The 13153-nt window shown below is 72.0% G+C and carries 11 protein-coding genes and 4 pseudogenes; 9 read left to right on the forward strand and 6 right to left on the reverse strand.

The window, feature by feature from the left end:
- Positions 1-31: 31 nt before the first annotated feature.
- The gene (locus ACZ8AI_RS07760; protein WP_464857783.1) at positions 32-730 is read right to left on the reverse strand and encodes an SDR family oxidoreductase; all 699 of its coding nucleotides are present in this window, start codon (positions 728-730) and stop codon (positions 32-34) included.
- Here ACZ8AI_RS07760 and ACZ8AI_RS07765 point away from each other — a divergent pair.
- Positions 729-1277 (forward strand): winged helix-turn-helix transcriptional regulator, encoded by a 549-nt coding sequence (locus tag ACZ8AI_RS07765; RefSeq protein WP_464857785.1) that lies wholly within the window; start codon positions 729-731, stop codon positions 1275-1277. The genes ACZ8AI_RS07760 and ACZ8AI_RS07765 overlap by 2 nt on opposite strands.
- A gap of 645 nt (positions 1278-1922) precedes the next feature.
- Here ACZ8AI_RS07765 and ACZ8AI_RS07770 read toward each other — a convergent pair.
- The 3 genes and pseudogenes from ACZ8AI_RS07770 to ACZ8AI_RS07780 form a co-directional block, all read right to left on the reverse strand.
- A pseudogene (locus ACZ8AI_RS07770) lies at positions 1923-2804 on the reverse strand (glycoside hydrolase family 36 protein); the annotation flags it as partial.
- Positions 2805-2990: 186 nt separating this feature from the next.
- Positions 2991-3491: a DeoR/GlpR family DNA-binding transcription regulator gene (locus ACZ8AI_RS07775; RefSeq protein WP_464857787.1), complete on the reverse strand. Its 501-nt coding sequence runs from the start codon at positions 3489-3491 to the stop codon at positions 2991-2993.
- The gene (locus tag ACZ8AI_RS07780; RefSeq protein ID WP_464857789.1) at positions 3391-3831 is read right to left on the reverse strand and encodes a DeoR family transcriptional regulator; all 441 of its coding nucleotides are present in this window, start codon (positions 3829-3831) and stop codon (positions 3391-3393) included. The genes ACZ8AI_RS07775 and ACZ8AI_RS07780 overlap by 101 nt, the downstream gene beginning before the upstream one ends.
- Before the next feature lie 85 nt (positions 3832-3916).
- Here ACZ8AI_RS07780 and ACZ8AI_RS07785 point away from each other — a divergent pair, with 85 nt between their 5' ends.
- The 8 genes and pseudogenes from ACZ8AI_RS07785 to ACZ8AI_RS07820 all read left to right on the forward strand — a co-directional run.
- On the forward strand, positions 3917-4294 hold the full coding sequence (locus tag ACZ8AI_RS07785; protein ID WP_464857791.1) for a family 4 glycosyl hydrolase: 378 nt from the start codon (positions 3917-3919) through the stop codon (positions 4292-4294).
- A complete protein-coding gene (locus ACZ8AI_RS07790; protein WP_464857793.1) occupies positions 4251-5231 on the forward strand; it encodes a family 4 glycosyl hydrolase in 981 nt (326 codons plus the stop codon). The genes ACZ8AI_RS07785 and ACZ8AI_RS07790 overlap by 44 nt, the downstream gene beginning before the upstream one ends.
- A gap of 22 nt (positions 5232-5253) precedes the next feature.
- Entirely contained in the window at positions 5254-6612 is a 1359-nt protein-coding gene (locus ACZ8AI_RS07795; protein ID WP_464857795.1) for an extracellular solute-binding protein, read from the forward strand.
- Between the two features lie 8 nt (positions 6613-6620).
- Positions 6621-7328: pseudogene (locus tag ACZ8AI_RS07800) on the forward strand (carbohydrate ABC transporter permease); the annotation flags it as partial.
- A gap of 412 nt (positions 7329-7740) precedes the next feature.
- Positions 7741-8481 (forward strand): carbohydrate ABC transporter permease, encoded by a 741-nt coding sequence (locus ACZ8AI_RS07805; RefSeq protein WP_464857797.1) that lies wholly within the window; start codon positions 7741-7743, stop codon positions 8479-8481.
- A gap of 44 nt (positions 8482-8525) precedes the next feature.
- Positions 8526-9233: an SIS domain-containing protein gene (locus tag ACZ8AI_RS07810; protein ID WP_464857799.1), complete on the forward strand. Its 708-nt coding sequence runs from the start codon at positions 8526-8528 to the stop codon at positions 9231-9233.
- Positions 9179-9673: a phosphoheptose isomerase family protein gene (locus tag ACZ8AI_RS07815; protein WP_464857801.1), complete on the forward strand. Its 495-nt coding sequence runs from the start codon at positions 9179-9181 to the stop codon at positions 9671-9673. Before ACZ8AI_RS07810 ends, ACZ8AI_RS07815 begins: the two co-directional genes overlap by 55 nt.
- A 183-nt stretch (positions 9674-9856) precedes the next feature.
- Positions 9857-10660: pseudogene (locus tag ACZ8AI_RS07820) on the forward strand (BadF/BadG/BcrA/BcrD ATPase family protein); the annotation flags it as partial.
- A gap of 89 nt (positions 10661-10749) precedes the next feature.
- On the opposite strand, the gene ACZ8AI_RS07825 reads toward ACZ8AI_RS07820, so the two are convergent.
- Positions 10750-11772: a LacI family DNA-binding transcriptional regulator gene (locus ACZ8AI_RS07825; protein WP_071290816.1), complete on the reverse strand. Its 1023-nt coding sequence runs from the start codon at positions 11770-11772 to the stop codon at positions 10750-10752.
- Between the two features lie 66 nt (positions 11773-11838).
- Positions 11839-13072, reverse strand: a pseudogene (locus ACZ8AI_RS07830) (Gfo/Idh/MocA family protein).
- Positions 13073-13153: the final 81 nt, after the last annotated feature.

Below are 13153 nucleotides of genomic sequence, written 5' to 3' on the forward strand. Positions count from 1 at the left end.
ATGGTAACGGCGGGGGCTGCGTCCGCCGAGGTCAGACCGTCGCGGCGAGCCCCGGGTACAGCGCCACCAGCGGCGCGCTCAGCCCGGCACGGACGTCGCGGCTGATCTGGTCGGCGAGGACCTCGTGCTCTCCGGCCTCGACCGCGTCCCAGATCGCGCCGACGATCACGGCCGGGTCGGCCTTCTCGACGTCGAGGTCGGTCGTCATGCCGGTGTCGGTGTACCCGAGGTGGGCGCCGACGACCTGCGTGCCCTGCGGCGCGAGCTCGAGCCGGAGCGAGTTCGTCAGCGACCAGAACGCGGCCTTCGACGCCGAGTAGCCGGCGCCGAGCGCGATCCAGCTCAGCACGGAGTGGATGTCGACCAGCGCGCCGCCGCGGAGCGATCCCGCGAACGCCTTGGCGACGCGGAGCGCACCGAAGACGTTGGTGGCGAAGACGCGCTCGACGTCCTCGACGCTGGTCTCGAGGAGTGGGGCGGACCCGCCGACGCCGGCGTTGTTCACGACGATGGTGACGTCGGACGCGGCGCGGGCTGCGGCCTCGACGCTCGTCTGGCTGGTGACGTCGAGGACGAGCGGCACGATGCGCTCGTCGTCCCAGGTGCGCGGGGAGCGGGCGGTCGCGTAGACCTTGGCGGCGCCGCGGTCGAGCGCCTGCTGGACGAACTCGGCGCCGAGGCCGCCGTTCGCTCCGGTGACGAGGACGATCGCGTTGGTGAGGTCGGTCATGAGGGGCTCCAGTCGAGGAAGTTGGGTACGAAAAGTGAACCTAGCACGTTGTGTCCGGATTCCGAACCCAGGTAGGGTGATCGCATGCTCGGCATCCTCGGCGGCGACGAGCGCTGCCCCATCGCACGGTCCCTCGACGTCCTCGGCGAGAAGTGGACGCTCGCTGATCGTCCGCGACGCCCTCGCCGGCTCGACGCGCTTCAGTCAGTTCCAGCAGAGCCTCGGCGTCCCGCGCGAGGTCCTCACTGCCCGCCTCGGCTCACTCGTCGACGGCGGCGTGCTCGAGCGGACCTCCTACAAGCCCGACGGGGGTCGAGCGCGCGAGGAGTACGTGCTCACGGCGGCCGGCCGTGACCTCTCGCTCGTCCTCCTCGCCCTCGGCGGGTGGGCGGACCGTCACCGTCCGTCCGAGCGGACGACGGACCTCCGGTTCGTCGACGAGGAGACCGGCGACCCGGTCGAGGCAGCCGCGCTGACGCAGGGCACGCACCAGCGCGTGCCGCTGGAGCGACTCACCGCGGTGACGGAGCGCGCGTCGGTCGCGTGACCGGCTGACGGCCTGGAGGCACGGTGCGGGCCGGCACCGCGCCTCCCGGCCCGCGAGTGGTCGCGACCAGGGCGACCCGCCGTGGCGGGGTCCGCGACCGAGCGACTCGCGCCCGATCCGCGCCTCGGCGACGGGAGGCCCGAAGTCGACCACGCGTCCGTCGACCTCGAAGCGGTACCGGGCCAGGCGACGGACCCGTGGCTGGTGTCCGAGGAAGTCCGCGAGTCCCGCGCGCTCCGCCGGCGCCAGCTGCTGGACCGGGTCCGACGTGGACCGGAACCCGCAGACCCGAGCGAGGTCCGCGAGCAGTGCGCGTTGGTCGGGAGCGAGGGTGTCATCGCCGTCGTGGAAGGACACCACGTCCGGGTCGATGCGGTAGAGCGGGCTCATCCAGACGCGTTCCAGCGGGCCGACGAGCCCGTTGAGACCGCCCTCGTGGCTGGGGTCGGGCACGGCGGCGGCGCTCGCCCAGAACGAGGCGGTGTCCGGTCCGGCGCGCATCGCGTCGAGGAGGCCGATCGACGGGAGCATCGGCGCGCCGCAGCCGAGCAGGTGCACGTCGGGGCCGACGACGTCGCGGACGAGCTGGATCGCGTCGCGGTAGACGGCTTCGCGGTCCCCGTCCCGGTGTCGGACGCCGCGCAGGGCGGCGGCCGACAGGAAGTCGAGCTTGCAGTACCGGAAGCCCCAGTCGACGACGGAACGGAACACGGCGGTCAGGTGGTCCCGCACCGCCGGCAGGGTGGTGTCGAGCGCCCAGTAGTGCGTGTCCCAGTTGTGCCCGGCGACGATCGGACCACCGCCGTCCTCACGCTGCACGAGCCAGTCCGGGTGCTCGCGGGCGGTGCGCGAGTCGGGCAGGCAGATGAACGGCGCGAGCCACAGGCCGGGTCGAGCGCCGCGTGCTGCGATGCGCTCCGCGATCGGGGCGAGCCCGTCGGGGAACCGGTCGTTCGGGGTCCAGTCGCCGACCATCTCCTCCCACCCGTCGTCGACCTGGACGACGTCGAAGGGCATTGCCCCGAGGGCGTCAACGGACTGCTCGATCCGCTCGGCGTCGATGTCCTCGAAGAACGAGTACCAGCTGCACCAGACGGTCGAGACGGACCCGGCGTCCGCCGAGGTGCCGAAGTGCTCGGCGAGCTGCGCGGCGTAGGCGGCGAAGACGGCATCCTCGTCGCCGGTGCCGACGAACCACGGGCCGCCGGGGGTCTCGGTCCGGCCCCAGAGCGTGCCGGCGTCCGCGCCCGCACGCGGCACGCCGAGTCCGAGCGCGCCGAGGAGCACCACGCGGCCGTCGGCCAGGGCGACCGCGACCGCGCCGTTGCCCTCGTGCCGATCGGGTGCGTCGTTCGCCGCGTCGTCGGCCGTGACGGTCCGGTCCGGGTCGCCGGAGATGCGCAGGGGGCGCTTCGTCGATCGGGGTCCACCCCGTCGGTGACCACGAGGTCCAGCCGTGCCGGTGCACCTCGACGGCGTCCTCGCCGTGCGCGATCGTGATCGGGCCCGCGGGCAGGAGCCAGCCACCGGGCACCGGGACCGCGGCTGGGTCGTCCGGCTCGCCGGCGGCGGGCAGCCGCACGGTCCGCCCGGTCCGGAGCGCCTGCGGGGTCACGTCGTCGTCCTGCACGGTCGGCAGTATGCCGGGCGGTGGCGGCGGCGCGACCAGGGGCCGACGGCAGGTGCGCAGTCGGTCTGCGCGATCCCGTCCGCTCAGTCCGTCTCGTGCGCCCGGGTGCTGACGACGTGCACCCGGACGCCGAGGTCGGTGATCCGCTGGAGCTCCGCCGGGTCCGCTCCGTCGTCCGTGACGAGGTCGTGCACACCGCGCATGCCGACCACGGGTGCGAGCGTCGTCCGGCCGATCTTCGACGAGTCCGCCACGACGATCGTCCGCTGGGCGTTGCGCACCATCGCCGCGTTCGTCCTGGCCTCGGTCTCGTCGTGCGTGGTCGCCCCGCCGACGGCGCTCACCCCGTCCATGCCGACGATGGCGGCGCCGACGTTCATCGCCGCGAAGGCGTTCTCGGCCAGGACACCGACGAGCTCGAACGAGTGCGGGCGGATCGTGCCGCCGGTCATCACGACGCGCAGGTTCGGTCGGGCGCCGATCTCACTGGCGGTCGTCAGCGAGTTCGTCACGATGGTCAGGCCGTTCCGGAACACCAGGGAGCGTGCGACCGAGGCGGCCGTGGTCCCGCCGCCGATCGCCACGGCGAAGGGCCCGTCTGGCAGGAGCGCGGCGGCGGCCCGACCGATGCGCTGCTTCACGCCGGGCGCCTCGTCCCTCGCGCAACCGGACGGGGATCTCGGACGTCGGCACCGCCATCCGCGCGCCGCCGTGCGTGCGCGCCAGCAGCCCTTGTTGCTCGAGGTCCGCCAGGTCACGACGGGCCGTGGCGGCGGAGACCCCGAGCGTGGCGACGAGGTCCTGCAGGGTGATCGCGCCCTGCTCGGTCAGCAGCTCGAGGATCGCGCGCATCCGACGGGACCGCTTGCCGGAGCCGGACGCCGGTGGCGTCGATGCCAGGGCGGATGTGCGCTCGTCGAACATGAGAGCGAGCGTAGCGGTCAGTCGTTCTGATCGTTTCGATCGGAATGCTGGTCGGATCGCGCCGAAGGTTCCAGGATTCCTCACCATGACCCGTGTTGCGTTCATCGGTGCCGGCAGCGTCGTCTTCACCCGACAGCTGCTGGCCGACCTCCTCGGCTACGAGGACCTGCCCACGCTCGACCTCCGGCTCCACGACGTCGACGAGCGCCGCCTCGCCGTCGCCGAGGGCACCGCCCGTCAGGTGAGCGAGCGTCTCGGACGCCCGCTCACGGTGACGGCCACCACCGACCGGCGCCGTGCGCTCGCCGACGTCGACTTCGTCGTCGACATGGTGCAGATCGGGGGCATCGAGGCCACCCGCCGCGACCTGGAAATCCCGGCTCGTCACGGCCTGCAGCAGACCATCGGCGACACGATCGGTGTCGGCGGGGTGTTCCGGCCCTCCGCACGTTCCCGTTCCTGACCGGCCTGCTCGAGGACATGCGCGCCGTGGCCCGGGCGCGATCCTGCTGAACTACACGAACCCGATGGCGATGAACGTCTGGTGGGCGAACGTCGTCGCACCCGAGATCACGACGCTCGGCCTCTGCCACAGCGTCTACTGGACGGCGAACGACCTGGCCGAACTGCTCGGCCTGCGCGTCGAGGACACCCGGTTCCGGGCGGCCGGCGTCAACCACCAGGCGTGGCTGCTCGACTGGACGCACGAGGGCGAGGACCTCTACCCGCGGCTGCGGGAACGGATCCGGCAGGACCCCGAGCTGGAGCGCCGGGTGCGCGTCGAGGTGTTCCGTCGCGTCGGCGCCTACCCCACGGAGACCAGCGAGCACTCGTCCGAGTACCTGTCGTGGTTCCTGCGGTCGGCCGACCAGATCGAGCGCTTCCGGCTGCGCCCGCTCGAGTACGTCGGCATCTCGGAGGAGAACGTCGCGGAGTTCGAGGCGGCCGAACGCGCCCTGGCGGACGGCGCGCCGCTCGAGCTCGAGCAGGGAGCTGCCGAGTACGCGCCGCAGGTGATCCACTCGCTCGTCACGGGCACCGAACGCGAGATCCACGCGAACGTCGTCAACCACGGGCTCATCGACAACCTCCCCGACGGCTGCGTCGTCGAGGTCCCGACGACCGTCGGCGCCGGCGGGGTCACCCCGCAGCCGATGGGGTCGCTGCCGACCGTCGCGGCTGCCCTGAACCGCTCGTACGTCTCGGTGAACGAGCTCACGATCCGAGCCGCACGGGAGGGCGACCCGCGGGCACTCCGGCAGGCGGTCCTCGTGGACCCGAACGCGTCGTCCACGCTCACGCCCGCGCAGATCTGGGACCTCTGCAACGAGCTCGTCGCGGCGCACGGCGACCTGCTGCCGGAGCCGCTCCGCGTCCAGCTCGACCCGTCGGCGATCTGACCGTCCCACCGACCCGAACGCGATGACGAAGGAGTCCGCAGTGACCGGAACAGGAACCCGCCGCGCCCCGATCGGCGGTCGACGGCGCGGGCGGTGGATCGCCGCGGCGGCCGTCCTCGCCGTGACCGCCTCGGCGCTCGCCGGCTGCGCCACGAAGGGCGCCACGACGCTCGACACCACGGCGCCCGTGCACCTCACGATGTGGTCGGGACAGAGCGACGAGGCCGAGAAGCTGCTGCAGGGCCTCGTCGACGAGTACGAGCGCGACCACCCGAACGTGACGATCGACATGTCGCCGGGCGCGTCCTCGACGGACGAACTCCTGCAGAAGCTCGCGGCGTCCTTCGCCGGCAACGACTCACCGGACATCTCGTACACGTTCGGGTCGCGGGCGAGCCAGCTCGAACGGTCCGACCGCACACTCGACCTCCGCGACACCGTCGCCGAACCGGACGTGCACTGGGACGAGTTCACCGCCGCCGCCCGCGACACCGCCCAGCCCACGGGCGGGAAGGTCATCGGGTTCCCGGCGGTCGTCGACAACATCTCGCTGCTCTACAACACGAAGGTCTTCGACCGCGCCCACGTGGCGTACCCGACCGCCGACTGGACGTGGGCGGACTTCCGGAAGGCCGCGAAGCAGCTCACCGACGAGGAGCGCAACACGTTCGGCTACGGCTACTCGGTGTCCGGCAGCGAGGAGACCACGTGGCAGATGTGGCCGCACCTCTGGCAGGAGGGCGGGTCGATCCTGTCGAAGGACCGCAAGCGCGCCGCGTTCGACTCCCCGGCCGGCGTCCGGGCGCTCACCTTCCTGCGCGACATGGCCGTCCGGGACAAGAGCGTCTACCTCGACCAGACGGACACGAAGTTCGCGCAGCTGTTCGAGAGCGACCGGATCGGCATGATCACCTCCGGACCGTGGGAGCTCTCCGCGCTGAAGACCGCCGGCACGTCGTACGGCGTCGTCCAGCTGCCGGGGACCGACGGCGACCACCAGACGGTGTCCGGTCCCGACCTGTGGACCCTCTTCGACAACCACGACGTGAACCGCGCGTACTGGGCGACGGACTTCACGAAGCGGCTGACCGCGCAGGAGCAGGACGAGCGCTTCAACGTCGCGGTGGGCAACCTGCCGTTGCGATCGAGCGAGGCGACGAGCGAGGCGTTCCGGAAGCAGGCGAAGGCCCTCCCCGGACTCGACGTGATGCAGGCGAACTCCGCGAACGCGAAGCAGACCCGGCCGACCGTCCCCGGCTACAACGGCCTCTCCGAGGCGTTCGGCAACGCCGTCGCCCACGTCCTGCAGGGCGAGGGCGACCCGAAGACCGCACTGCGGCAGGCGAGCGTCGCCGCCGACAAGGCACTCCGCCAAGGCTAGGAGGACCCATGACCACGTTCGCACTCCGCCCCACCGAACCCGCGAAGCGCCCGGACGACCCGGGGAAGACCCGCCGCCGTCGTCGGTCCGCCGCGGCCGTCCGCGAAGGGCTGGCCGGCTGGGGCTTCGTCGGCCCCGCGCTCCTGATCGTCCTCGGGCTCACCGTGTTCCCCGGCGTCTGGGCACTGATCCTGTCGTTCCAGAGCTGGGACGGCTTCAGCCCGGCGACCTTCATCGGCGGGCAGAACTACGCCGACCTGGTGACCGACGACGGCGTCCGCGCCGCTGTCGTGCACACCGTGCTCTACACGGTGCTGTTCGTCCCCGCGTCGCTGCTCCTCGGACTGGCGCTCGCCGTCGCCCTGAACCGGCGCATCCGGTTCATCGGGTTGTACCGGACCGCGATCTTCGTGCCGTTCGTCGCGTCGGCGGCCGCCACGGGCATCCTGACCACGTACCTGTTCAGCCCGCAGTTCGGCATCGTGAACAACGTGCTGCGGGTCCTGCACCTGCCGCAGCAGGGCTGGCTGGAGGACCGTGGCGAGGCGATGCTCGTGATCGTCATCATGTCGCTCTGGGGCCAGGCCGCGTTCACCACCGTCATCTACCTCGCCGCGTTGCAGGACGTCCCCGGCGACGTGATCGAGGCCGCCCGGATCGACGGCGCGAACGCGTGGCAGACGTTCTGGCGGGTGGTCTGGCCGCACCTCGGCCCGGTCACCGCGTTCGTCGCGATCTACCAGACCCTGCAGGCCGTGCAGCTCTTCGACCTGGTCTACGCCAGCCACGCGGGGCGGTCCCCTCGACGCCACGCAGACGATCGTCTACTACCTGTGGAAGACCGCGTTCCAGAACCTGCGTGTTCGGGTACGGCTCGGCGATCGCCTACGGCATGTTCTTCGTCACCCTCGTCGCCACCGTCGTCGTCACCCTCGTGCAGCGCCGCGCGGGAAGGAGCTCGTTCTGATGTCCACCGAGACCCAGGTCCTCGACACCCCGTTGCGGCAGGACGTCTCGACGGCGTCCCGCTCGGACGGCGCGGTCCGTCGCCGGCGCCGCTGGCCGTTCAGCCCCTGGCACCTGCTGCTCCTGCCGGTGTCGCTGCTCTTCCTGCTGCCCTTCGTCGAGATGTTCCTGACGTCCGTGGAACCGGCGTCGGAGATCAACAAGTTCCCGCCGTCGTTCTTCCCGACGCAGTTCACGCTCAGCGGCTACGCGCGGCTCTTCGCCGACTCGGACATCCTGCACTGGTTGCTCAACACCGTGATCGTGTCGTCGTCCGCGATCGTGTCGCACCTCGTGCTCTGCTCGCTCGCCGGGTACGGCTTCGCACGGCTGCGGTTCCCGGGCCGCACCTTCGGCTTCCTGGCGATCCTCGCGACGATCATGATCCCGTCGCAGCTGCTGATGATCCCGACCTACGTGATGTTCGCGCGGCTGCACCTGGTCGACCACCTCGGCGCGGCGATCGTGCCGTGGCTGGCGTCAGCGTTCGGCATCTTCCTGATGCGCCAGTTCTTCCTGTCGCTGCCGGCGGAGCTCGAGGAAGCGGGGATGATCGACGGCTGTAACCGGCTGCAGGTGTTCTTCCGCATCGTGCTGCCGCTCGCACGCCCGGCCCTGGCGACCCTGGCGATCTTCACCCTGCTCGGCTCGTGGAACGACCTCGTCTGGCCCCTGGTCGCGATCAACAACGACCACGCCTTCACGCTGCAGCTCGGCCTCACCAACTTCCAGGGGTTCCGGCGGACGGACTGGTCGTTGCTCATGGCGGGGAACGTGGTCGCCACCCTCCCGCTCATCCTGTTGTTCCTGGTCGCCCAGAAGCAGTTCGTCGCGACCATGGCGTCGGCGGGCCTCAAGGGCTGACCGCCCGCGAGCCGAACCGCCCCGCCACCACCGAAAGGAAGACCGTGACCGCAGACGTCACCATCCCCACCAGCGCCACCCTCGGCGAGATCCACCAGCAACCGCAGGCGTGGCGGGACCTCGCCGTGCTCCTCGGCCGGGCGCGGGAGGACCTCGACGCCTTCCTGGGGCGGGCACTCGAGGACGCCCGCACCCGCGTGGTCTTCACCGGCGCGGGCACGTCGGCCTTCGTCGGACGCATCGCCGCGGAGTCGCTGCGCGGACGGACCGGTCGCCGCTTCGACGCCGTGGCGAGCACCGACCTCGTCGCGGCCCCGCGGACGGTGCTCGCCGAGGACGTCCCCGTCCTCCTGGTGTCGTTCGCCCGGTCCGGCAACTCCCCGGAGAGCACCGCGGCGACGGAGCTCGTGGACGCCCTGGCCCCGGTCGCCCACCACCTGGTCGTCACGTGCGACCCGACCGGGGCGCTGGCGGTCGGGCACCGCGACCGCGCGGACTCGTTCGTGCTCGTGATGCCGCCGCAGACGAACGACACCGGCTTCGCGATGACGTCGAGCTTCTCCAGCATGCTGCTCGCCGCCCTCGTGGCGTTCTCGCCGTCCGACGCCGCCGCGCTCGACCGGGTCGTCGCGTCGGGGAGCGGGCCCTCCGCGCGGAGGACGACCTGCACCGGATCCTCGACCGGGCACCCCGGCGGATGGTCTACCTGGGCGGCGGCGCGCTCGCCGGGCTCGCCGAGGAGTGCGCGCTGAAGACCCTGGAGCTCACCGCTGGGGGCATCGCGGCGTTCCACGACACCCCGCTCGGGTTCCGGCACGGACCGAAGGCGGTGCTCGACGACGAGACGGTCGTGGTCGTCCTCCGCTCGGCGGACCCGAGGGTGCGCCGGTACGACGACGACATCGTCCGCGAACTCCGTGCCGATCGGCCGGGCCAGGTGGTCGTGGTCGGCGCAGACGGCCTGCAGGACGCCGCCGACGGGGACCTCGACCTCGCCTTCCCGGAGGCCGAGGGACTCGACGACGGCCTGCGCGCCGTCGCACTCGTCGCCGTCGCGCAGCTCCTCGCGCTGCAGGCCTCGGTGCGGCTCGGCTGCACGCCGGACAACCCGTTCCCGGACGGCTCGGTGAACCGGGTCGTCCAGGGGGTCGTGATCCACCCGCTCGACGCCGTGCACGGAGCGCGGCCGTGACGCTGTTCCTCGGCCTGGACGGCGGCGGCACCAAGACCGCCGTCGTCCTCGCCGACGGCGACGGGACGGTCGTCGCCCGGTGGCGCGGGCCGGGGTGCTCCTGGCTCGACGACGGTCTCGACGCGGTGGCGACCGTCGTCGCCGACGGGACCCGCCGGGTCCTGACCCTCGGCGGGGCGGTCCGCCGACGACGTCACGCACGCGTTCTACGGCCTCCCCGGTCACGGCGAGTCCGCGAGCACCGACGGCGCGCTCGACGCCCTGCCCGGCGCCGCCCTCGGCCACGACCGGTACACCGTCGGCAACGACATGCTCGCCGGCTGGGCGGGCTCCCTCGGCGGTCGGGACGGCATCAACGTCATCGCGGGCACGGGGTCGATGGCCTACGGCGAACGCGGCGACCGCACCCACCGGGTCGGCGGCTGGAGCGAACTGATCGGCGACGAGGGTTCCGCGCACTGGGTGGCGCGCCGCGGCCTGAACGCCTTCAGCCGGATGGCCGACGGACGGCTCCCGCGGTCGCCGTTGCACGCGCTCCTGCGGGAACGGACCGGCATCGTGGCGGACCTGGACCTCGTCGGTCTCGTCATGCAGGACCTGCAGGGCGGTCGCGCCGCGGTCGCCGCGCTGTCGCGCGTGGTCACCGCCGCCGCCGCGGTGGGAGACCCGGTGGCCGCCGAGATCCTCGACGACGCCGTCGACGAACTCGTCGAGCAGGTGCGTGTCGTCGCGGACGTGCTCGGGGACGACCCGGACGGTGCGCCGACCACGGTGTCGTCCTCGGGCGGGATGTTCTCGGACGACGGCTTCCGGGGCCGGTTCGTCGCACGCGTCGCCGACGAGCGCGGCGAGGACGCGCGACCGCGCTTCGCCCTGGTCGAGCCGGCGCTGCCGCCCGAGCTCGGCGCCGTCGTCTACGCGATCCGGCGAGCCGGCGAGCCGGTCCCCGTGGCCTGGCAGGACGGGGCCGCGACGGTCCAGCACTGACCGGACGGACGGTCGCAGCGACGGCAGACCGGGGCCTGGAGGCGCGGGGCGGGCCCGCACCGTGCCTCCAGGCCCACAGGTGGGGGACGTCACCGACGCGCGTCGCACCCGCAGCTCGCACCGAGCACCAGCTCGGCGGGCACCAGGTCGCGGTGCCACTGGTTGTCGGCGTCCAGACCGAGGACCCGGTCCACGGCCGCCGCGGCCATCGTCTCGATCGGCTGGCGGACCGTCGTGAGCTGGGGGTTGGTGTAGTCCGCCTCGGCGGCACCGTCGAAGGAGACGACCGCGACGTCGTCGGGTGCGGAGAGTCCCAGTTCCCAGAGCGCGCGGAGGACGCCGACGGCCTGCATGTCGGAGCTGACGAAGACGGCGCGTGGGCGGTTCTCGTCGGCGAACATGCGGAGGCCGGCCTCGTACCCGCCGCGGCGGTTGAAGTCCGTGCGGACGATCGGTCCGTCCGGCAGGCCAGCGTCGCGGAGGGCACGCATCCAGCCCTGTTCGCGGAGTTCCATCGACCCCGTGTGGCCCATCACCAGGCCGATCGACCGGTACCCGTGCTCGACGAGGTGTCTCGTGCCGTCGTACGCGCCGCGCAGGGCGTCCACGCCGATGCTCGGGTGGTCCGGCACCTCGAAGAAGGTGTTGAGCAGGACCATCGGGATGCCCGGGTCGGTGACCCGCGACAGGTCCGGCCGGGTCAGGATGCTCGTGACGATGATGCCGTCCACCTGCCGGGCGGACAGGGTGCGCAGGCGGTCGAGCTCCTGGGTGGCGTCACCGTCGCTGTTCGCGAGCAGGACGTCGTACCCGCGTGCGGCGGCCGCGTGCGTGACGGCGACGGCGAGCTCCGACCAGAAGGGGTTGTCGAGCTCCGGGACGATCAGGCCGAGCATCTTCGACGATCCGGTGCGGAGGGCCTGTGCGCTGGCGTTCGGGCGGTACCCGAGGACGCGGATGGCCTCGCGGACGCGGGCGGCCGTCTCGGTGGCGACGGGGCGTGGGCCGTCGTGCACGACGTAGCTCACGACCGAGGTGCTGACGCCGGCGTAGCGGGCGACGTCGGCGCGGGTCACCGCCCTCGGGTTCGTCGGGACGGTCACGTCAGCCACTTTCGTCGGGTCCGGAAGCCGCGTTCGGGTGCCGGCCCGTGCGGACCGACACCCGAACACCACTTGCTACTCGCTCGCGATACTAGACGAGGACCCCGTCGCAGCCGGCTCAGGGGCGTCGCCGAAGTCCGGCACCTCGAGGCGGACGCCGCCCTGCAGCGCGGACTGGTGCGCGATGATCCCCGGCAGGGTGAAGCGCGCGGCGGTCCAGGCGTTCACCGGCGGCAGGGTGCGGTCGACGACCGCGCGGACGAAGTCGTCGGCGAGGAACTGGTGGCTGCCCTCGTGCCCGGTCGGCACGCCGGCGTACTCGGCCGGCAGGCGGTCGGTGTCGTGCACCTCGGCGTAGCCGGAGACGAACGCGTCGCGGAGCGAGGGGTCGACGCCGGCGAGACGCGGGTCGTCGAGCTCCATGGTCGCCTGCGTGTTGATCTTGTCGCTGATGTCGTGCGAGTCCTCCTTGTCCTGCCAGACACTGACCTTGGCGAGCTGCTCGAAGCTCGCCTCGGTGCCGAAGTAGCGGAAGCGGGACTCGCGGATGTGCGACGGGTACTTCCACGCGGCGCATCTCGTTGATGCGCATGACCCCGCCGTTGTCGAGCTCGAACAGGGCGGTGGCGTTCGAGAAGTCGTTGTCGAACTGGCTGACGTCCTTGTCGAAGACGCCGTCGCCGCGGTCGTCCTTGACGCCGATGCAGCTGACGCTGACGGCGTGGCCGGGGATCGCGCCGAGGACCCCGCCGACCGAGTGGGTCGGGTAGAGCATCGGCGGGTAGCTGGCGGTGCGCTTCCAGTCCTCGCCGCCGCTGAACTGGTACGCGGCGTAGAAGCCGAGGTCCATGTCGTGGACGTAGTCGCCCTCGGAGTAGAAGACACGGCCGAAGGCGCCGTCGGCCACCTGCTTGCGGGCGAAGACCGTCGCCGGGTTGTAGTAGCTCGTCTCGCCCATCATGTAGGTGAGGCCGGTCTCGCGGACGGCCTCGATGATGTCGCGGATCTCGTCGACGGAGATCGCCATCGGCACGGCCGAGTACACGTGCTTGCCGGCGCGGAGGGCCTTGACGACGAGCGGCCCGTGGGTCCATCGCTGGGTGAAGATCGCGACGGCGTCGACGTCCGAGGCGAGCACGGCGTCGAAGTCCGGGAACGTGCCGTCGAGGTGCTGCGACTCGACGAGCTCGGACGCGCGGTCGTCGACGAGGTCGGTGACGAAGACGCGGTCCACGTCGGGGTGCAGCTTGAACAGCTTGGCGAACTGGGGGGCGAACTGGCCCGCGCCGACCATTCCGACAGAGATCATCAGTGACCTTTCCAGGGGTGTGGTGTGCGTCGCCGAGCAGGTCGCTCCGATGCGATCGCAGGCCATGCTCGCACGGTTGTC

This window comes from Curtobacterium sp. AC273 (genome assembly GCF_979253735.1).

Coding starts and splice junctions, on each gene's coding strand:
- ACZ8AI_RS07795 (WP_464857795.1), top strand. CDS start 5,254: ATGACGAAGGAGTCCGCAGTGACCGGAACAGGAACCCGCCGCGCCCCG.
- ACZ8AI_RS07805 (WP_464857797.1), top strand. CDS start 7,741: ATGTTCCTGACGTCCGTGGAACCGGCGTCGGAGATCAACAAGTTCCCG.
- ACZ8AI_RS07760 (WP_464857783.1), bottom strand. CDS start 730: ATGACCGACCTCACCAACGCGATCGTCCTCGTCACCGGAGCGAACGGC.
- ACZ8AI_RS07815 (WP_464857801.1), top strand. CDS start 9,179: ATGGTCTACCTGGGCGGCGGCGCGCTCGCCGGGCTCGCCGAGGAGTGC.
- ACZ8AI_RS07785 (WP_464857791.1), top strand. CDS start 3,917: ATGACCCGTGTTGCGTTCATCGGTGCCGGCAGCGTCGTCTTCACCCGA.
- ACZ8AI_RS07780 (WP_464857789.1), bottom strand. CDS start 3,831: ATGTTCGACGAGCGCACATCCGCCCTGGCATCGACGCCACCGGCGTCC.
- ACZ8AI_RS07765 (WP_464857785.1), top strand. CDS start 729: ATGAGGGGCTCCAGTCGAGGAAGTTGGGTACGAAAAGTGAACCTAGCA.